This window comes from Nocardia cyriacigeorgica (genome assembly GCF_010858045.1).
In the GTDB taxonomy this organism is placed as follows: Bacteria; Actinomycetota; Actinomycetes; order Mycobacteriales; family Mycobacteriaceae; genus Nocardia; species Nocardia cyriacigeorgica_E.
This window is the reverse complement of record NZ_JAAGVC010000029.1, coordinates 1-23,093: the sequence shown is the minus strand read 5'-3', so window position 1 is coordinate 23,093 and position 23,093 is coordinate 1. Positions and strand designations below refer to the sequence as shown.

Annotated in this window: 1 protein-coding gene; it reads right to left on the bottom strand. The window is 71.1% G+C overall.

Annotation, left to right across the window (positions count from 1 at the left end; all coding sequences use genetic code 11):
- Positions 1 to 13 precede the first annotated feature (13 nt).
- A partial coding sequence (locus GV790_RS21070; RefSeq protein WP_256673434.1) for a non-ribosomal peptide synthetase occupies positions 14 to 23,093 on the bottom strand: 23,080 nt, incomplete at its 5' end.

Sequence of the window (23,093 nt, the reverse complement as noted above, 5' to 3'; positions counted from 1 at the left end):
CGCAAGGATAGGGTTATGCGCGGTCGTGGTCGGTCCAGCGGCTGGTGAGGACGTGACCGATGCGGGCGAGCGCGGCATCGGTGGTCATGCGCCAGTGGGTGGTCTGGACGGCGTGGTTGTGCACGGTGCCGTCGACGGCGTCGGACCAGGTGGCGGCGCCGGTGGCGCCGGTCGGGTCGTCGGCCGCTGCGGTGAAATACACCAGCTCGCCCTTGTAGGGACGGGGGTGGTAGCGGGCGATCAAGCGCAGCGATTCGGTGCCGGAGGCCAGCACCCTGGTGAGCCGGTCGGCGCCGAAGGAGGCGAACGGCTCCGGCAGTTCGGACAGGTACCCGGCCAGCCGGCCGGGTTCCAGGTCGATGTCGGCGTCATCGCCGAGCAGGCCGCCGAGTAGTTCCGCCACCGGGATCGGCACGGCCGGATCGACCTCGCCGGTGAGCGAACTGTCCATCATGGCCAGGGTGGCGACGTGCTGGCCCTGGTCTTGCAGCAGCACGGCGATGGCGTGGGCGAGTACACCGCCGAGTGACCAGCCCAGCAGGTGATAGGGGCCTTCCGGCTGCACCGCCCGGATCTCCCGGACGTAGCGCTGAGCCCATTCCTCGATCGAACCGGCCTGCGGTTCAGCCGAATTGAGCACCGGCGATTGCAGCCCGTACAGCGGGCGATCTGGTTCGATATGGGCGGCGAGGCCGGCGAACGACCACGCCACGCCGCCCACCGGATGCACGCAGAACAGGGGTTCGCGCGAGCCGACCGGCCGCAATGGCAGCAGGACGTCGAAGGCGGCGTCGGTGTCGATGTGGCCACGGCCCGCCCGGCGCTGCTCGATCTGAGCGACCAGCCCGGCGGGTGTGGGCGCGGAGAACAACCACACCACCGGGATCTGTTCACCGAGCGCGGCACCGAGCCGGGCGGCCAGGCGGGTGGCAAGCAGGGAGTTGCCGCCGCGTTCGAAGAAGTTGTCGTCCAAGCCGATACGCGCCGGCGTCGCCACGTCCGGATCCACTCCGAGAACTTCGCCGAATGCCTCGCACACCGTGCGTTCCAGCTCGGTGACCGGGGCACGGAACTCCCGGCTGCCGGCCGTCGGGCGCGGCAGTGCGTGGCGATCGACCTTGCCGTTCGCGGTCAGCGGCAGCGCGGGCAGCCGCATCAACGCCGCCGGAACCATGTAGCTGGGCAGCAGCTGCGTCAGCGCGGCGCGCAGAGTTGCCTCCTCGATCGGTTCGGCCGCGGTGAAATAACCCACCAGCACGGCGTTCTCGCCGTCGGTGCGATGCGCGACGACGATGGCGTCGACCACCTCGGGCCGTGACCGCAGCGCGTGTTCGATCTCGGCGAGCTCGATGCGGTAACCGCCGACCTTCACTTGGAAGTCACGGCGTTCCACGTATTCGAGTTCGCCGTCGGCGTTCCAGCGGGCCAGATCGCCGGTGCGGTAGAGGCGGCTGCCCGGTGCGCCGAACGGATTCGCGACGAAACGTTCCGCGGTCAGCTCCGGGCGGTGCTGGTAGCCGCGGGCCAGTTGCGCGCCACCGAGATACAGCTCGCCGCTCACCCCGGCGGGCACCGGGTGCAGCCGGTCGTCCAGCACGTACACCTGATTGCCGGATTCGGGGGTGCCGATGGGTACGACCGGCTGCCGGGTGCCGCGCTCGGTGCGGAACCGGGTCACCGACACGGCCGCTTCGGTGGGGCCGTACAGGTTGTCGATGCGCGCGTCGGTGCACGCCGCGACGCGCCGCACGGTCGCGGCGGGCAGCGCTTCACCGATCACCAGGAGCCTGCGCAGCGAGGCGGGCAGCGGACGTTCGCCGGCGGCCTCGACGAGCATCGCCAGCAGCGACGGCACCAGGGTCAGCGTGGTCACCGCCGCACGCTCGATCACATCGAGCAGTCGGTGCGGATCACGCTGGGCGCCGTGCGGAGCCAGCACGATGCGGGCGCCGGTGCGGGTGGCCCACCACAGTTCCCAGATCGACAGGTCGAAGGCGGCCGAGGTCGATTGCAGCACCGCATCGCCGACGCCGAGCCCGTATTCGGCCTGCGTCCAGTCGAGCTGATGCGCGACCGCCGCGTGCGGGACCGCCACACCTTTGGGAGTGCCGGTGGATCCGGAGGTGAAGATGACGTAGGCGGTGTTCGTCGGCCGCAGCGGAGCCCGCAGCTCATGTGCGCGTACCGGTGCGGCGGCGGCAGCGGCGGCGTCGGCGGACCAGATGTCGAGCACCGTGGTGTCGCTCTCCGGCAGCGGCATCGGCGCCCGAGACGAGCTGAGAACCAGTGCCGGTGTCGCCGCCGCGAGCACAGCGGCGGTGCGGTCCAGCGGATGCGACGGGTCGAGCGGGACGTACGCGCCGCCCGCCGTCACTACCGCGTACATGGCGATCAGCAGATCGATGCTGCGCGGCATCGCCAGTGCCACCAGGGTTTCCGGTCCGACGCCGCGGTCGATGAGCACCCGGGCCACCTGGTTGATCCTGGCGGCGAAGTCCGCGTAGGTGAGGGCGGTGTCGGCGGTGAGCACCGCGATCGCGCCCGGCGTGCGGGTCACCTGCGCCTCGAAGCCCGAGGTGAGCAGTGCCGGGGCGAATGCGTGGGCCGAGCTGTTCCAGGCGCGCAGCACTCGTTCGGATTCGGCGGGATCCAGCAGCGGCAGATCACCGACCGGGGTCCGCGGTGCCGCGCAGATGGCGGTGAGCAGCCGGTGCAGGCGGCCCGCGAATCCGGCGACGGTCGACTCGTCGAACAGCGCCGTGGCGTAGGTGAGCGAGGCGGCCATCCCGGCGGGGGTGCCGTCGGCGTGGTAGCGGTCGGTCACCACCAGGTGCAGATCGAACTGGGCGACCTCGGAATCGAAATCCGCTGCGGTGACGGTCAATCCGTCGAGTGCGAAATCGGCTTCGACCTGGTTGTGGAAGGAGAAGCCGACCTGGAACAGCGGATGGCGTGCGGTGGAGCGTTCCGGGTTGAGCACCTCCACCAGCCGCTCGAACGGCACATCGGCGTGCGCGAAGGCGGCGACGTCGGCGGCGCGCACCCGGTCGAGCAGCTCGGTGAACCCGGCCGCGGGTTCGATCTGCGCACGCAGCACCAGGGTGTTGACGAACATGCCGACGAGCTCGTCCAGGACCGCCTCACCGCGTCCGGCGACGGGGGTGCCGACCGCGATATCGGTGGTGCCCGACAGCCGAGCCAGCAACACCGCGAAGGCGGCGTGGGTGACCATGAACAATGTCGCGCCCGCCGCGCGGCCGAGTTCGGTGAGCCGGGCGTGCAGGGCGGCGTCGATGCTGAAATCGAGGTGCCTGCCCTTGGTGGACACCACGGCCGGCCGTGGCCGGTCGGTGGGCAAGGTGAGCTGGGCGGGTAGCCCGGCCAAGGCGTCGGTCCAGAATGCCAGCTGACGCGAGATCAGCGAATCGGCATCGTCCTCGCTGCCGAGCAGTTCGCGCTGCCAGCGGCTGTAGTCGGCGTACTGCACCGGCAGCGGAGCCCAGTCGGGTGCGGCGCCGCGTTTGCGGGCGGCGTAGGCGAGCATGACATCGCGGGCCAGCGGGGCCAGCGAGGAGCCGTCGGCGGCGATGTGGTGCACGACCACTACCAGCACATGCTCTTCCGGGGCGAGGGCGAGCAGCCGGGCCCGGATCGGCACGGTATCGGTGACGTCGAAACCGTCACCGACGAAGTCCGCCACGGCGGCGCCGAGATCGTCGGCGGTGACGGCGATCGGCGCCAGCACCGGCGTACCCGCCCGCTCGATCGGCAGTACCAGCTGCACCGGGCCGTCCTGCTGCTGCGGATACACGGTGCGCAGCACCTCGTGCCGGGCTACCACATCGGTGATGGCGGCATTGAGCGCGGCGACGTCGAGTGCACCGGACAGCCGCACCGCCAGCGGGATGTTGTAGGCGGTGGACTGGCGGTCGAGCCGGTTGAGGAACCACATGCGCTGCTGAGCCAGCGAGAGTGGGATAGGACCGTCGCCGGTGCGCCGGGCCAGCACCGGGCGGGCCGGTTCCGCGCCGCCGCGAGCGTCATCGAGGACGGCGGCGAGCGCGGCGACGGTGGGGTTCTCGAAGATGGTCCGCACACCGACGGAGACGCCGAGCGCGCTGCCCAGCCTGGCGGCCAGTTGCGTGGCGGTGAGCGAGTTCCCGCCGAGGGCGAAGAAATCGTCATCGAGTCCGACGAGCGGCTTTTCCGAGACCGCCGCATCGGCGGAGGCGTCGGTCTCGGCGGGCGTGAGCCCGAGCACGCCGGTGATGACCGCGGCCACCGTGCGCTCGGTGTCCGTGGTCGGCGCGCGGAATTCGGCGGTGCGGAACTCCGGTTCCGGCAATGCCTTCCGATCCAGCTTGCCGACCGGAGTCAGCGGCAGCTCATCGAGGACCATGATGGCGCTCGGCACCATGTAGGCCGTCAGCGATTCGGCGGCATGCGCGGTGAGGGCATCGGTGTCGATGACGTGGCCATGTGCGGCAACGACATACGACACCAGCGACACCATGCCCGCGCTGCCGGTATGACCGACGGTGACCGCGTACTCCACGCTCGGATGCGCGGCGAGCACGGCGTCGATCTCCCCCAGCTCGATCCGCAGCCCACGCACCTTCACCTGCTGGTCGGAGCGGCCGACGTACTGGATCGCGCCGGAGGCCGTCCAGCGCACCAGATCACCCGTGCGATACAGCCGCCCGCCGGCCGGGCCGTAGGGGTCTGCGACGAACCGCTGGGAGGTCAGCGCTGCCCGCGCGTGATAGCCGCGGGCCAGGCCGGGGCCGCGCAGGTACAGCTCACCGGTGACGCCCACCGGCACCGGCTGCAGCCGTGCGTCGAGCACCGCCGCGGACATGCCGTGAATCGGTGTGCCCATGTCGAACGGGTCGCCCGGACGCATGGGAGCGCTGATCGTGGTGATGATGGTGGTCTCGGTCGGACCGTAGGTGTTGTGGACGTCGCGCCGCCGGCCCGCCCAGCGGCGCACCACCTCCGGGCCGAACGATTCGCCGCCGACGGTCAGCCGAACCAAGCAGTCCAGTTCGGCGGGGTCGAGCGTCTGCAGGACGGCGGGGGTCAGGAACGCGTGGCTCACCCGTTGATCGCGGATGAGCGCGGTCAGTTCGCTACCGCCGTACACCCCGGCCGGCGCGATCACCAGCGTGGCACCCGCGGCGAGCGCGAGCAGCAGCTCCAGCATGGAGGCGTCGAAACTGGGCGAGGCGACGTGCAGCACCCGCGACGCCGGGCCGACCTCGTACCGATCGCGTTGCGCCACCGCGACTCCGGCGATGCCGGCATGGGTGGCGACGACACCCTTGGGCACGCCGGTGGACCCGGAGGTGTAGATCATCCAGGCCGGATTGCCGATGCGCACCCGCCGCACCAGTTCGGTGGCGGCGATCGGTGCGGCACTGGCCTGCCGCAGCCGGGCGGCGGTGGCGGGGGCGTCGATCTCCAGCCAATCCACGTCGCCGGGCAGGCCCGCGCGCGCGGCGACCGTGCTGAGCCCGAGCGCGGCACCGGAATCGGTCAGCATGTGGGTGATGCGTTCGGCCGGGTAGGTCGGGTCGACCGGCACGAACGCCGCGCCGGTCTTGGCCACCGCCCAGACCGCGAGCATCGATTCGGCCGAGCGCGGAATGGCCACCGCCACCACGTCTTCGGCGCCGATACCGGCGCCGATCAGCAGCCGGGCCAGCCGCGAGGACTGTTCGTCCATGGCCAGGTAGGTCAGTTCGCGCTCGCCCTCGACCACCGCGACGGCGCCGGGATCGGAGACCACGGCGGCCGCGATGAGCTGGGCCAGCGTGCACGGCGGCACCGGCGCGGCGCCGCGGCGGGCCAGCAGATGCGCGCGTTCGAGCGGCGCGAGCAGTTCGGCGGCGCCGATGGGCTGTTCCGGATCGGCGGTGAGCACGCCGAGCAAGCGGCCGAAGCGGCGCAGCAGTCCGGCGGCGGTGCTGCGATCGAACAGGTCGGTGGCGTAATCGAGTTCGATGCCCAGGTGCCCGTCCGCGTCGGGTTCGGCGGCGACGGTGAATTGCAGATCGAAGCGGGCCACCGGCTCGTCGAACGGCACCGGCGTCACTTCCAGCCCGGGCACCGCGAAGGTGCCGGATCCGGTGTTCAGGTAGTTCAGCGCCACCGTGAACAGGGGATGGCGGGCCTGGGTGCGTTCGATGCCGAGCGCGTCGACCACCTGGTCGAACGGCACCGTGGCGTGGGCGAAGGCCGCTACATCGGCCTCGCGGGTGTGGTCGAGCAGTTCGGCGAAGGTCAGCGTGAGCTCGGGCCGGGTGCGCAACACCAGCGTGTTGACGAACATGCCGACCAGATCGTCGAGCGCCGCGGCGCCGCGACCGGCCACCGGCGTGCCGATGGCGATATCGGTGCTGCCCGACAACCGCGCCAGCAGCGCCGCCAGCGCGGCATGCAGCACCATGAACGGGGTGGCCCGGTGCTCGGCCGCGAGTTCGCGCACGCGGGCACCGACCTCGCCGCCGATGCGGGCGCGGATGCTCGCCCCGCGCTTGGCGGCGACGGCCGGACGCGGCCGGTCCATCGGCAGCGCGAGTTCTTCGGGCAGGTCCCGCAGGGTCTGCGCCCAGTAGGCCAGCTGCTCGTCGGCCACCGCGGCCACCCCGGCGTGCTGCCACAGCGCGTAATCGGCGTACTGCGCCGTCAGCTGCGGCCACATCGGTGTGCTGCCGAGGACGCGGGCCAGGTAGGCGGCCAGCAGGTCGCGCAGCAGCGGGTTCATCGAGTAGCCGTCGGCGGCGATGTGATGCACCACCGCGACGAGCACATGGCTGGTGTCGTGTTCGCGCAACAGCGTCGCGCGCACCGGCACCTCGGTGGTGACATCGAAACCGGCTGCGATGAACTCGGCGATGCGATCCTCGACCGAACCGGCCGGTGTTTCGAGGCGCAACGCGATGCCCGTGGATTCGACCGGCAGCACGACCTGGTGGCCGGTGCCCGCGTCATCGACGGGGTAGACGGTGCGCAGCGCTTCGTGCCTGGCGATGACGTCATCGAAGGCCGCTGTCAGGGCCGCGGTGTCGAGCTCGCCGCGGATGCGCACCGCCACCGGGATGTTGTGCGCCGCCGACGCGGGATCGAGCCGGTTGAGGAACCACATGCCACGCTGCACCGGCGCCAGCGGAATCCGCTCGGGGCGCGGGCCCGCGACCAGTTCGACGGCCTGCTCACCGGCCTCGCCGAGGCGGGCGGCCAGTCCGTGCACGGTGGGCGCTTCGAACAGCAGCCGCACCGGCACCCGCCGGCCCAGCCGCTCCCCCAGCCGCGCGAGCACCCTGGTGGCGGACAGCGAATTGCCGCCGAGGTCGAAGAAGCCGTCGTCGAGGCCGACGCGCTCGACGCCGAGCACCGCCGCGAAGGCCTCGGCCACCAGCCGCTCGGCCGGTGTCACGGGCGTGCGGTAGGCGACGCGATCGAACACCGGATCCGGCAGCGCGGCGCGGTCGAGCTTTCCGGAGGCGTTGAGCGGGAAGCTGTCCAGCACCATGACCGTCGAGGGCAGCATGTACGACGGCAGCGCGGCGGCCGCTACCCGCAGCAACTCGTCCTGGTGCACCGCCGTGCCCGGCAGTGTGGTCACGTGTGCGACCAGATGCTCACCGGCCACGCGGGCCGCGGCCTGCGCGACGCCGGGTGCGGCGGCCAGCACGGCTTCGATCTCACCGAGCTCGATGCGCTGGCCGCGGAACTTCACCTGGAAGTCGGTGCGGCCCAGGTACACCAGTTCCGCGCCGTCGGCGGTGTGTTCCCAGCGCACCAGATCGCCGGTGCGGTACATCCGTTCGCCCGGGGCGCCGAACGGGTTGGCGACGAACCGGTCGGCGGTGATGGCCGGGCGCCCGTGATAGCCGCGCGCCAGCTGCGTGCCCGCCAGATACAGCTCACCCGCGACGCCGGGCAGCGTCGGCCGCAGCCGCGCGTCCAGCACGTACACCCGGCTGTTCCATTCGGGTTTGCCGATCGGCATGACGGTGCGCTCGACCTCGCCGGTCACCTCGCGGTAGGTGATGCTGACCGCGGCCTCGGTGGGCCCGTACAGGTTGTGCAGTCCGGCGGTGCTCACCGCGCCGAAGGCCCGCACGGTTTCGGCGGGCAGCGCCTCACCGATGACGAACACCGACCGCAACGACCGCAGCGCGCCGGTCTGACCGGCCGCCGCTACCTCAGCGGCGAACACACTCAGCATCGACGGCACGAAATCGGTGACGGTGACCCCGTATCCGCCGATCACCTCGGCCAAGTAGCCGGGATCGCGGTGGCCGTCGGGTGTGGCGAGCACGACCGTCGCGCCCACCCGCAGCGGCAGGAAGTACCCCCACAGCGACACGTCGAAGGTGGTGGCGGTCTTCTGGAGGTAGACGTCGTCGCCGTCGAGCCGATACCGGTGCTGCATCCAGTTCAGCTGGTTGACGATCGCCGCATGGGAGATCGTGACGCCCTTGGGCTTTCCGGTGGAGCCGGAGGTGAAGATGACGTAGGCCGGATGCTGGGGAAGCAGGGCGCCGGTGCGTTCCTCGGCGGTGATCGGCTCGTCGGAGAGCTCGAGTTCGACCGTGTCGACGCACACCGTCGGCCCCTGATAGCCGACGTCGATCCGATCGCGTTCGGTGGTCAGCAGCGCGGCGGGCCGCGCGGTGCCGAGGATGTGGGCGATGCGCTGCGCCGGATGATCGGGGTCGATCGGCACGTACGCGCCGCCCGCCTTCAGCACCGCGTACATGGCGATCACCAGGTCGACGGAGCGGCGAATCGACAAGGCCACCAGGGATTCCGGGCCGACACCGAGCGCGATGAGGTGGCGGGCCAGCCGGTTGGCGCGGCTGTCGAGCGCACCGTAGGCGAGGGTGATCGCCGGGGAACCGTCATCGGGGGCGTAGACCAGCGCCGGATCCTCCGGCGTGGCCACGGCCTGCGCCTCGAATTCGTCGAGCAGCAGCTCCGGGATGTAGGCGGTGTGTGCCGAATCGTTCCATTCGGTGAGCACGCGGTGGCGTTCGCCGGAGCCGAACAGGTCGATATCGCCGACCGGCAGGTCCGGGTCCGCTGCCGCCGCGTTCAGCAGGCGCAACAGCCGGGTGCCGAATCCGATGACGGTATCGGCGTCGAAAAGGTCGGTGGCATAACCGAACCGCAGTTGGTCCTCGGTGACGGTGAGTTGCAGATCGAAGCGGATGGTGTCGTGGCCGGGGTCGTATTCGCTGAGGGTGAGCCCGTCGAGTTCGAGCCGCACCGGTTCCAGATTCTGGAAGAACAGCGCGACCTGGAACAGCGGATGCCTGGCCTGCGAACGCGGCGGATCCAGCACCTCCACCAGGCGTTCGAAGGGCAGCTCGGCGTGCGCGAAGGCCTCCAGATCGCGCTCGCGCACCCGGCGTAGCAGTTCGGCGAAGCCGGTGGCCGCGTCGACGTCGGTGCGCAGCACCACGGTATTGACGAACATGCCGACCAGGTCGTCGAGCGCGGCGTCACCGCGGCCGGCTACCGGTGCGCCGATCGCGATATCGGAGGTACCCGATAGCCGGGCCAGCAGCACGGCGAAGGCGGTGTGCACGACCATGAACGGGGTGCTGCCGGTGCGCGCGGCCAGTGCCGCGATGCGGTCGCCGAGTTCGGCGCTCAGGCCGATGGTGACGGTGGCGCCCGCGTGTGAGGCGATGGCCGGGCGGGGCCGGTCGGCGGGCAGGTCGAGCTGGGCGGGCAGGCCACGCAAGCGGTGCCGCCAGTAGGCCAGCTGGGTGGCGGCGGGCGATGCCGGATCGTCTTCGGCGCCGAGCGTTTCGCGTTGCCACAGCGCGTAATCGGCGTACTGCACCGGCAGCTCGCGCCAGCTCGGTGTGCGGCCGGCGACGCGGGCGGCGTAGGCGGTGGCGATATCGCGGGCCAGCGGTGCCATCGAGTATCCGTCGGCCGCGATGTGGTGCACGACCAGCACCAGGATGTGGTCATCGGCGTCGAGCCGGGCCAGGCCGATGCGGACCGGGACCTCGCTCGTCACATCGAACGGGGTGCCGACGAATTCGGCGATGGCCTCGGCGGCATGCCGCGCGTCCAGTGCGACGATGGGCGGCACCTGCCCGGCATCGAGCACCCGCTGGCTGCCGACCCCGCCGATATCGGGGTAGACCGTACGCAGTGTTTCGTGCCTGCCCACCACATCGGCGACGGCGGCGGTCAAGGCTGCCGTATCGAGGCCGCCGGTGAGCCGGATCGCGATCGGGATGTTGTTGACCGTCTCGTCCGGATCGAACCGGTTGAGGAACCACATGCGCTGCTGAGCGAGCGACAGCGGCACCGTGTCCGGGCGTTCCCTGCGGGTCGGCGCCGTCGTGGCGCCGCTGCCACGCAATCCTCCCGCCCGCGCGGCGAGCGCGGCGACCGTCGGCGCCTCGAACAGCAGCCGCACCGGGATCTCGGCGTCGATCTCGGCGCCGAGCCGGGCGGCCAGCCTGGTGGCGATGAGGGAGTTGCCGCCGAGGGCGAAGAAATCGTCGTCTGCGCCGACGGTCTCGCGTCCGAGCAACTCACCCATCAGAGCGGCCACGGTCTGTTCCAGGCCCGCGGCAGGCGCACGGAACGGTGCGGCGGTGAACCGCGGGGCGGGCAGGGCGGCGCGGTCGAGCTTGCCGGAGGAGTTCAGCGGGAACTCGTCGAGCACGACGAACGCCGCGGGCACCATGTACCCGGGCAGCGCGGCGGCGAGTTCCGTACGGATCGCGTCGGTGTCGAGGCCGCCGTCGGCCGCGACGATATAGGCCACCAGCTGGTCGCCGAGCCGTGCGTCCGCGCGCACCACGACCACCGCGCGACGCACGGCGTCGAGGTCGGTGAGCGCCGACTCGATCTCACCCAGCTCGATGCGCAGGCCGCGCAGCTTGACCTGGAAATCGGTGCGGCCCAGGTATTCCACCTCGCCGTCGGCCCGCTGCCGCACCAGGTCGCCGGTGCGGTACATCCGCTCGCCGGGCGCGCCGAACGGGTTGGCGACGAAACGCTCCGACGTCAGCTCGGGCCTGGCCACATATCCGGCGGCCAGCTGCGCACCGCTCAGGTACAGCTCACCCGCGACGCCGGGCGGAACTCGCCGCAAGCGCGAATCCAGCACCAGCAGTGCAGTATTGAACACTGGGCGGCCGATCGGCACGGAGGTCTGGTCGTCATCGGAGACCTCGTGGAACGTGACGTCGACCGCGGCCTCGGTCGGGCCGTAGAGGTTGTGCACGGCCGCGCCGGTCAGGTCGCGGGCGCGTTGCGCGGTGGCGGCGGGCAGAGCTTCGCCGGAGGCGAACAGCAGGCGCAGGGTCTGGCCCGCGCCCTGGCCGCCGCAACGCCCATCGTCGGCTGCCCGAGCGTCCAGGAACATCGCGAGCATCGACGGCACGAAGTGGGCGACGGTGACCTGCTCCTCGCGGATCAGGCGGTCCAGGTAGGCCGGGTCGCGGTGCCCGTCGGGCCGGGCGAGCGCCAGCCGAGCGCCGGCCTGGAGCGGCCAGAAGAACTCCCACACCGACACATCGAAGGTGGCCGGGGTCTTCTGCACCACCGTGTCGGCGGCGGTCAGCGCGTACTGCTCCTGCATCCACACCAGCCGGTTGACGATGGCGCGATGCGGCACCGCGACGCCCTTGGGACGGCCGGTGGAGCCGGAGGTGAAGATGATGTAGGCGGTGGAACCGGAGGTGAGCGTGCCGATGCGGTCGGCGGCGGTCAATGGGTGCGTGGCGTAGCCGGACAGATCGAGCCGGTCGATCCGCACCTGACGGGTGACGCCGGCGTCGAGATCGAGACCGGAGGTGAGCACGAATACCGGGCGGGCGGTGGTGAGCACGTACTCGGTGCGTTCGGCCGGATGGTCCGGGTCCAGCGGCAGGTAGGCCGCGCCCGCGGCGGTGACGGCGTACATGGCCGTCACCAGATCCAGCGACCGGCGCATACCGAGCGCGACCACCGATTCCGAGCCGACGCCCTGATCCACGAGCCAGCGCGCCACGCGGTGCACCCGGTCCGCGAACTCGGCGTAGCTGATACGGCCGCGCGACATGCCCGCCGTCTCGAAGGTCACCGCGGTCGCGTCGGGGGTTCGGGCGACCTGCGCCTCGAACATCGAGACCAGCGTCGCCGCCGGGTCGACCGGGTGCGCGGTGTCGTTCCAGTGTTCCAGCGCGCGGCGTTCGGCCTCACCGAGCAGGTCGATATCACCCACCGGCAGCTCCGGCGCCGCGACGACGGCCTCCAGCAGCCGCACGAACCGCTCGGCCACCGACCGCGCGGTGGACCGGTCGAACAGGTCGGTGGCATAGCGCAGCACACCACGCAGGACGGTGGCGCAGGCGTCGGCCTGTTCGCTCAGTTCCAGCGCCAGATCGAACTGCGCGACCCGGTTGTCGATGGGATACGCGGCGACCTCGAGCCCGGGCAGCCGCAGCACGGTGTCCTCGCGGTGCTCGAAGGTGAGCAGCGTCTGCACGATCGGCGAATGTGCCTGCGAGCGCACCGGATCGAGCTCCTCCACGAGCCGCTCGAAGGGCAGCTCGCCATGGGCGAAGGCACGCACATCGGCCGCGCGGACCTCGGCGAGCAGATCGGCGAACGACCTGTCGGCATCGACCCGGGTGCGCAGCACCAGCGTGTTGACGAACATGCCGACCAGATCGTCCAACGCTTCCTCGGCCCGCCCCGCGACCGGGGTGCCGATGGCGATATCGTCCACGCCTGCCAACCGGCCCAGCAGAGCCGCGTAGGCGGCGTGCACCACCATGAACGTTGAAACACCGTGGGACGTAGCGAGTTCGGCGACCCGTGCAGCCAGCTCGGCTCCGATGACGAACTCCACCGCCGCGCCGCGCCCCGAGGCCACGGCCGGCCTCGGCCGGTCGGTGGGCAGTTCCAGCACGGGCGCGAGACCCGCGAGTTCCTGCCGCCAATGCGCGATCTGGGCGGCCAGCACCGAATCCGGATCGTCGGCCGAACCGAGCGCGGCGTGCTGCCAGAGCGTGAAATCGGCGTACTGGAGCGGTAGCGGCGACCAGCCGGGCTCGGCGCCCGCCGTGCGGGCGGTGTAGGCCGTCATCAGGTCGCGGGCCAGCGGCGCGGTCGAGACGCCGTCGGCGGCGATGTGGTGGACCACGACCGCGAGCACATGATCGTCGGGGGCGGCGCGCAGCAGCGCCGCGCGGACCGGGATACGGGTGCGCAGATCGAACCCACCGGAGACGGCGGCCAGCACCGCATCCCTCAGGTCCGCCTCGGACACCTCGACGGGGCGCAGGCTCAGTTCGCCGGCGGGAACGCGGTCGAGCACCACCTGGGTGGGCCCCTCGGCGTCGGCGGGGAAGATCGTGCGCAGCGATTCGTGCCGAGCCACCACGTCCCGCAGTGCCTTCTCCAGGGCGGGCACGTTCAGCGCACCGGTCAACCGGATGGTGATCGGGATGTTGTAGACCGCCGACTCCGGGTCGATCCGGTTGAGCAGCCACATCCGGGTCTGTGCCAGCGACAACGGAATCCGGTCCGGCCGCAGGCCGGCCACGAGTTCCGGACGCGCCGCCGACTCCGTGGTGACGCGCGCCGCGAGGCCTGCGACGGTCGGCGCCTCGAACACCTCGCGCACCGTCAGCGCCGAACCCAGCGCCGCATTGGCTCGGGCCACCAGCCGCATGGCCAGCAGGGAATTGCCGCCACGGGCGAAGAAGTCGTCATCGGCGCCGACCGGGGTGGTGGCGCCGATCAGATCGGCGATGAGCGCGGCCAGCACCGCTTCGGCACCTTCGCGCGGGGCTCGGTAGGCCGGACCGGCGGCGGCGACCTCGACGGCGGGCAGCGCCTTGCGGTCGAGTTTGCCCGCGGTGGTGAGCGGCATCTGTTCGAGCACCATCAGATGCGCGGGCACCATGTAGGCGGGCAGCCGGCCGCGCACCTCGTCCAGCACCACCTCGGCCGACAGCGCGTCACCGCTGACGTAGCCGACGAGGCAGTCCTGCCCCGACGCATCGCGGGCCGCGACCACCGCCGCGTTCCGCACCCCGGCGATCGCGGTGAGCGCCGCCTCGATCTCCCCCAGCTCGATGCGCTGACCACGCAGCTTCACCTGGAAATCATTGCGGCCCAGGTACACCAGATCGCCGTTCCGGTTCCAGCGCACCAGATCGCCGGTGCGGTACATCAGCCGTCCCGGCGCGCCGAAGGGGTCGGCGACGAAGCGTTCCGCGGTGAGCGCGGCCCGGCCCTGATATCCGCGTGCCAGCTGTTCCCCCGCGAGATACAGCTCACCGGTGACGCCGATCGGTACCGGGCGCAGCCGCGAGTCGAGCACGTAGGCGCGGGTGTTCCAGCAGGGCCGCCCGATCGCCACGTCCCGGTCCGATTCGGAGTCCGGATCGGTGAATTCGTGGAACACCGCCGAGATCGCGGCCTCGGTGGGTCCGTAGGAGTTGTGCACCGCGCCGGGGACATCGGCGCGCAGCGCGGCCAGCAGATCCGGGGTGAGGGCCTCACCACCGCAGTGCAGGTGCCGCAGCGAGGCGAGCGCATCGCCCATGCCTTCACCGATGAGCGCCGCCAGCACCGACGGCACGAACTCGGCGAAGGTGATGCGGTGCGCACGCAGCAGGCCGGACAGGTAGTCCAGGTCGAGATGGCCGCTCGGACGGGCGACGATCAGTGGCGCGCCGACCACGACCGGCAGGAAGCATTCCCATACCGAGACGTCGAAGGTCAGCGGGGCGCGCTGCAACAGGCGGTCGCGTCCGGTGATCTCGTACCGGGATTCCAGCCAGCGCAGCTGGTTGGTGATCGCCCGATGGGAGATCGACACGCCCTTGGGGCGGCCGGTGGAGCCGGAGGTGAACAGCACGTAGGCGGCGTTGTCCGGGCGCAGCGGATGCCTGCGGTCGGCATCGGTGACCGGCGCGTCATCGACCTCGGACAGATCCAGCGTCGGGTAATCCAGCACGGGCACAGTGAGTTCCGGGAGCCGGGCACCACCGGCCCGCACCACGAGCAGCGGCGCCGCTCCGGCGATGACCTGCGCGATCCGCTCGGCCGGATGATCGGGATCGATCGGGACATAGGCCGCGCCCGACCGGACGATCGCGTACATCGCCACCAGCATGTCGATCGAGCGGAGCGCGCCGAGGCCGACGATCGTCTCCGGGCCCGCGCCCTCGGCGATGAGCCTGCGGGCCAAGCGGTTCACCCGCGAACCCAGCGCGGCATAGGTCAGGGCCACACCCTCGAAACGGATCGCCACGGCATCCGGGGTAGCGGCGACCCGGGCGGCGAACAGGTCGTCCAGGGTTTCCGCGGGCAGCACCTGATCGGTGGCATTGCCTTCGGCCAGCAGCAGGTCGCGTTCGGCAGGCGACAGCAGATCGAGATCGCCGACGCGTGCGTCCGGAGTGTCGACCAGGGCACGCAGCACCTGCTCGAAGCCCGCCAGGAAGCGGGCGGCGGTGTCGGCGTCGAACAGGTCGAGCGCGTAGTGCAGGTGCACGTCGATGCCGTCTGGGGCGCCGTCGGCGGCATAGCGGTCGGTCAGCGTCCAGTCCAGATCGAGCTGAATCGGCGCGGCGTCCACGTCGAGGGCGCTGATGGCGAGCCGGTCCAGGCGCAGGTCCGGTGCGGCCTGATTCTGGAGGGTCAGCGCCACCTGATAGAGCGGGGCGTGGGCCTGGGAACGCACCGGGTTCAGGGCGTCGACCAACTGCTCGAACGGAACGTGGGCGTGCTCGAACGCGGCCACATCGACGGCCCTGACCTGCGCGAGCAGCTCGGCGGCGGTGACGTCCGGGCGCACCCGGGTGCGCAGCACCAGTGTGTTGACGAACATGCCGACCAGATCATCGAGGGCCTGATCACCGCGACCGGCCACCGGCGTGCCGATCACGACGTCATCGGTGCCGGCCAGCCGCGACAGCAGGGTGGCCAACGCGGCATGCAACACCATGAACGGGGTGGCGCGATGGTCGGTGGCGAAATTCTGGACGCGGCGGTGCAGTTCGGCGTCGAGACGTGCGGTGAGCGCGGCGCCGCGATGGGACGCGACCGCGGGACGTGGGCGGTCCGCGGGCAGCGTGATCACGTCGGGCAGGTCGGCGAGGCGTTCGATCCAGTACGTGAGCTGCTGGGACAGCATGGAATTCGGATCGTCCGGACGGCCGAGGGCAGCGCGCTGCCAGAGCGCGAAATCGGCGTACTGGAGTGGGAGCGGCGCGAATTCGGGTGTGGTGCCGGAGGACCGCGCGAGGTAGGCGAGCGCCAGGTCACGGGTGAGCGGGGCGAAGGACCAGCCGTCCGCGGCGATGTGATGGATGACGAACAGCAGCACATGGGTCTCGCTGTCGTCGACGGGTTCCGTCGGCCCGGTCAGCCGCAGCAGCTCGATGCGCAGCGGCACCTCGCTGGTCACGTCGAAACCTGTCCCGGCGGCCGTGGCCACCAGGTGCGGCACCTCGGCAACGGTGACCGTGCGCGGCTCGAGCGTCAGCGCCCGGGCAGCGGCGGGCAGCACCAGTTGCGAGGCGGTGCCATCGTGTTCGGGGTAGAGCGTCCGCAGCGTCTCGTGGCGGGCGATGAGGTCCTCGATGGCCGCGTTCAGGGCCGCCACATCGAGCGGGCCGGTGAGCCGCAGTGCGAAGGGAATGTTGTAGCCCGCGCTCGCGGCATCGAAGCGGTTGAGGAACCACATGCGCTGCTGGGCGATGGACAGCGGGATGGGCGCGGTGCGGTCCTGAGCCGTCAGCGGCGGGAGGTCCGGCGCGATGGCCGGCGCGTCCGCCTCGATCAGGCGGGCCAGCTCGCGGACGGTCGGGGCGTCGAATATCGCGCGCACCGGCACCTGCCTGCCGGTGGCCTTGCTCAGGCGCGAGGCCAGCTGAGTGGCGATGAGCGAGTTGCCGCCCGAGCCGAAGAAGTCGTCGCCTGCACCCACCCGCGGTGCGCCGAGCAGCGCGGTGAAGAGCTCGGCCACCAGGGTTTCCGCGGCGCCCTCGGGAGCGATGAACTCGACCAGTGCCGCGACCGGAGCGGGAAGCGCCTTGCGGTCCAGCTTGCCGGAGGCGTTCACGGGGAACGCGTCGAGCACGACGAAACCGGTGGGGATCATGTAGGCGGGGAGCACCCGGGCCAGTTGGGCGCGGATGGACTCGATATCGGTGCTGGGCGCGGTAACGGTGTCCGCGGCGGCCTCGGGCACCAGGTACGCGACCAGCTGGGCACCGGACCCGTGATCGTCGCGCACCAGGACAACCGCCTGGGCCACCGCAGGCAATGCCAGCAGCGCGGCCTCGACCTCGCCCAGCTCGATGCGCAGGCCGCGCACCTTCACCTGGAAGTCGGTGCGGCCGAGGAAGTTCAATTCACCGTCCGCGGTCCACGACATCAGATCGCCGGTGCGGTACATGCGGGAGCCTGGAGCGCCGAAGGGATTGGCGACGAAACGGTCGCCGGTCAGGTCGGGGCGGCCCAGATAGCCGTGCGCGAGCTGGGCACCGGCGAGGTACAGCTCACCGGGCACTCCCGCGGGGACCGGGCGCAGCCGGCTGTCGAGGACGTAAGCCTGGCTGTTCCACACCGGCCCGCCGATGGGCAGCACGGTGTCGTCGGCATCGGTCACCTCGTGCGCGGTGATCTCCACGGCCGTTTCGGTGGGGCCGTACATGTTGTGCACGCGGGCGCCGGTCAGCGCGCGGGCGCGATGCGCGATGGCGGCGGGCAGGGTTTCCCCGGAACAGAAGATGTGCCGCAGCGCCGGGACGTCTACCGGCTCTTCGGCGAGGAAGGCGGCCAGCATGGACGGCACGAAATGCGCGACGGTGATGGATTCGCGGCGCATCAGGTCGGCCAGATAGGCCGGGTCGCGGTGGCCGTCGGGCTTGGCGAGCACCATCCGGGCCCCGACCTGCAAGGGCCAGAAGAACTCCGGCACCGAGACGTCGAAGGTCGCGGGCGTCTTCTGCAGCAACGCGTCGGTGGAGTCGATCGCCACGTACGCCGACTGCATCCAGCGCAGCCGGTTCACAATGGCGCCGTGGCTCATCGCCACCCCCTTGGGGCGGCCGGTGGAACCGGAGGTGAACAGCACATACGCGGTGTTCGAGGCGCGCAGCGGAGCGCGACGGTCGGCGTCGGTCACCGGAGCCGACGAGTACGGCGCGAGGTCGAGGCGATCGATGCGGATCGCCTCGACCGGGAGTTCCGCATCCATATCGGAGGTGAGCACGCACAGCGGTGCGGCGGTTTCGAGGATGTGCGCGGTGCGCTCCACCGGATGATCCGGATCGAGCGGCACATAGGCGCCGCCGGCCACGGTCACCGCGTACATACCGACCACGAGGTCGATCGACCGGCGCATCTCCAGCGCGACCCGCATTTCCGGGCCGACGCCGTGCGCGATCAGATACCGGGCGAGCCGGTTGACCCGCGCGGCGAACTCGCCGTAGGAGAGGGTGTCGCCGGCTGCCGACCCGAACCGGTGCGCGCTGCGGGCCGAGTGCTCTTCCTCGGCGCGCACCTGGTCGTCCAACGAGCTCGCCGACGGTTGCCCGACGGGTGCCGGCTCCGGCCGACCGGAGGCCGTGTTCTGGCCGGAGGAAGTACGCTCGGCGATTTCCCCGTCGAAGGTGATCGCAGGAGCGTCCGGGGTGCGGGCGGCCTGCTCGGCGAACAGGTCCGCGAGGGTCCCGGCGGGGACCGGGTGGACGGTGTCGTTCCAGGCTGTGAGGATCCGCGTGCGCTCGGCCGGGTCGAGCAGCTCGATATCGCCCACCCGGACCTCGGGATCCTGGCTGACGGCCGTGAGTACGCGCAGGAAACGCACGGTCAGCGATTCGATGGTGGTGGCGTCGAACAGATCGGTGGCGTAGCGCAGGTTGCCCGTCAGGGCGGCGTCACCGGTGTCGGTGACCACCAGATGCAGATCGAACTTGACGGTCTCGTCGGGGATGTCCACCGGCTGCACCCGCAGCCCGGGCAACTCGATCGCCTCGGCCGCAGCGCGCTGCTCACCGAAACTCAGCATCACCTGGAACAGCGGATGCGCGCCGCTGCTCCGGTCGACATCCATGCTGTCGACCAGCTGCTCGAACGGCAGCTCGCCATGGGCGAAGGCCGCGAGGTCGGTGGCGCGCACCGCGTCGAGCAGTTCGGTGAAGGTGGCCTCGGGCCGCACCTCGCTGCGCAGCACGACGGTATTGACGAACATGCCGATCAGCGCGTCCAGCTCACGTGCGCCGCGCCCGCCCACCGGGGTCCCGACGACGACGTCGGTGGTGGCGCTCAGCCGCGCGAGCGTCGCCGCGAACGCCGCGTGCACGACCATGAACAGGGAGGCGCTCGCCCGACGCGCGAGGGCGCGCAGCCCCTCGGAAATTGCTGCGGTGACGGCGAACTCGACGACGGCACCGCGCTGTGTCGGCTGTGGCGGACGCGGCCGGTCGGTGGGCAGCGACAGATCGGCGGGCAGCCCGTCGAGCACCGCATGCCAGAACCGGAGTTGCTGATGGGCCGGATCGCCGGGCTGGTCGGCGGCACCGAGCAGCTCGCGCTGCCACAGGCTGTAGTCGGCGTACTGCACCGGAAGTTCGGGCAGTTCGGGTGCGGTGCCGGCGACCCGTGCCGTATAGGAGGCGATCAGATCGGTCACCAGCGGCGTCAGCGACAGTGCGTCGGCGGCGATGTGGTGGACCACGAACACCAGCAGGTGTTCGTCGGTGCCGTCGACGGCCAGCAGCGCGACCCGCGCCGGCAGTTCGGTGGTCACGTCGAATCCGCCGCGCGCGATGGCGGCCACCGTCGCCGCGATATCGCGGGAGCGCACCGCAACCGGAGGCACGTCGAGGCCGATCGCCGCCGCGGGCAGAATCGACTGATAGGGCCCGGACTCGCTCTCCGGGTAGAGCGTGCGCAGTGATTCGTGCCTGGTCAGCACGTCGAGCACAGCCTGCCGCATGGCTCGCGGATCAAGAGTTCCGGTCAACCGCAAGACCACCGGCAGGTTGTAGACGCCGGTAGCCGCCGAGCCCTGGGCTTCCAGGCGGTTGAGGAACCACAGCCGTTGCTGGGCGGGCGCGAGCGGAATGCGCTCGGGACGTTCGCGGCGGGTCAGCGCGGGGCGCGGGTGTGCTCCGGCGCGCAGTTCCGCGACGGCGGCCGCGAAGCCCGCGACGGTCGGGGCGTCGAACAGCGCGCGCACCGGGATCCGCACACCGGCCACCGCACCGGCACGCGCGGTGACCCGGGTGGCGTCGAGCGAGCTGCCGCCGAGGGCGAAGAAATCGTCGTCCAGGCCGACCCGTTCCACCCGCAGGACCTCGGCGAACACCTCGGCGACCAGCCGCTGATCGGCGTCGACGGGCGCGCGGAAACGCACCGTCCGCAAGGTCGGCACCGGCAGCGCCTTACGATCGAGCTTGCCGCTGGTATTGAGCGGGAACTCCGTCAACTCGACCACCGCGGTCGGCACCATGTACGCGGGAAGCCGCTGGAACAGCGAATCTTTCAGCTCGGCGACGTCCAGGTCCGCGCCCACCGCCGCGATGACGTAACCGGCGAGGAAATCCCCCTCCGCGCCGCTGACCAACCGCGCCGCCGCCTGACTCACCCGCGGATCGGCCAGCAACGCGCTCTCGATCTCGGCCAGTTCGATCCGTTGTCCACGGAACTTCACCTGGAAGTCGGCGCGGCCCAGATACACCAGTTCGCCGTCGGCGGTCCAGCGCACCAGATCGCCGGTGCGATACATCCGCGCACCGTCGAACTCGAACGGATTGGCCACGAACCGGTCCGCGGTGAGGTCGACGCGGCCGTGGTAGCCGCGCGCCAGCTGCTCGCCGGCCAGGTACAGCTCGCCCGGCACCCCGATCGGAACCGGACGCAGCCGCGAATCCAGCACGTAAACCTGCGAATTCCATTCCGGTTCACCGATCGGCACCAGCGGCGCATCGGCCGCGGTGACCTCACGGTAGGTGATCGAGACCGCGGCCTCGGTCGGGCCGTAGAGGTTGTGCAGTCCGGCGTCGCTCACCGCGTGGAACGCCGTCACGGTCTCCGGCGGCAGCGCCTCGCCGATGACGAAGACATCGCGCAGCGAGTCCAGCTCCTCGCGGCGGGCGTGGGCGGCGAACACCGTCAGCATGGACGGCACGAAGTCGGTCAGGGTGACACCGTGGCGCGCGATCGTCTCGGCGATGTAGCGGGGGTCGCGATGCCCGTCGGGCGCGGCGAGCAGCAGGGTCGCGCCGGTGCGCAGCGGCAGGAAATAGCCCCACAGCGACACGTCGAAGGTGGTCGCGGTCTTCTGCAGATACACATCGCCGGTGCGCGGGCGGTACTCGTGCTCCATCCAGGCCAGCTGGTTGGCGATGGCGCGATGCGGCACCGCCACGCCCTTGGGCTTGCCGGTCGAGCCGGAGGTGAAGATCACGTACGCCGGATGATCGGGGCGCAACGGGGTTCGGCGCTCGCTCTCGGCGATGGCGCGCGAGGGCACCTCGGACAGGTCCAGCGCGTCCAACAGGTGCACCGGCGCTTCCGTCGCCGCCGCGAAACCCGCCGCCCGCGTGCTCAGTACACAGTGCGGCCGTGCGGTGTCGAGGATGTGGCCGATCCGTTCGACCGGATGCGCCGGGTCCACCGGCACGTACGCGCCGCCGGCCCGCGCCACCGCGTACATGGCCACCACCAGCTCCACCGAACGCGGCATCGCCAGCACCACCAGCGATTCCGGGCCCACGCCGGTACCGATCAGGAAGCGGGCCAGGCGGTTGACCCGCTCGGACAGCTGCGCGTAGGTCAGCTCGACCGGCACCGGATCCTCGGCCACCAGGGCGAGGGCGTTCGGGCTGCGGCGCACCTGGTTGTCGAAACCCTCGTGCAGGAAACGGTCGGCCACCTTGTGGCCGCTGGCATTCCAGCTCGCGGTGACGTAGTCCAGTTCGCCGGCGTCCAGCAGCTCGATATCCCCGACCGGCGTGGCCGGGTCGGCGAGTGCGGCACCCAGCAGCCGCAGGAACTTCACGGCGAACTCGCCGACCGTCGCCGCATCGAACAAGTCGGTGGCATAGGTGAATTCGGCACGGTAGCCGTCGCCGGCATCCGAGATGGTGAGTTGCAGGTCGAACTTGGCGAACTCGGCGCCGAAATCCACCGTTTCGGCGGTGAGTCCCGGCAGTTCCAGGGCGAGCGGGCCGAGGTTCTGCATGAACAGCGCCACCTGGAACAGCGGGTGCCTGGCCTGGGAGCGGGCCGGGTTCAGCACCTCGACCAGACGCTCGAACGGGACGTCGCTGTGGGCGAAGGCGCGCAGATCGCGGTCGCGGGCATGGGCGAGCAGATCGGCGAACGGAAGCCCGGCGGGCACATCGGTGCGCAGCACGAGGGTGTTGACGAACATGCCGACCAGATCGTCCAGTTCGGCCGCACCACGGCCCGCGACCGGGGTGCCGATGGCGATATCGGTGGTGCCGGACAGCCGGGCCAGCAGGGCGGCGAGCGCGGCGTGCAGCACCATGAACGGGGTGGAGCGAGTCTCGGCGGCCAGGCGGTCGATATCGGCACGCAGCCGGGCGTCGATGCCGAATTCGTGGACCGCGCCCCGATAGGAGGCCTGCTCCGGACGCGGACGGTCCGCCGGAAGATCGAGCTGCGCGGGCAGATCGGCCAGTTCGGCGGTCCAGAATTCGAGCTGCCGCGCGGCCACCGATGCGGGATCGGCGTCGTCGCCGAGCATCTGCTGCTGCCACAGCGCGTAGTCGGCGTACTGCACCGCCAAGGGTGCCCACTGCGGTGCGTGTCCCTCGCGGCGGGCCGCGTAGGCGATGATCAGATCGCGCAGGAGCGGGCCCATGGACACACCGTCGGCGGCGATGTGGTGCACCACCAGCACCAGCGTGTGATCGTCGGTGGCCGCGCGCAGCAGCCGGATCCGCACCGGGACCTGCTCGGCCACATCGAATCCGATGCCCGCGGTCTCCCGCACCGCGGCGGCGATATCCGCCACCGGCTCCGCGGCGAGCTCGACGACCGCGACCGGGCGCACCTTCTGGACCGGACCG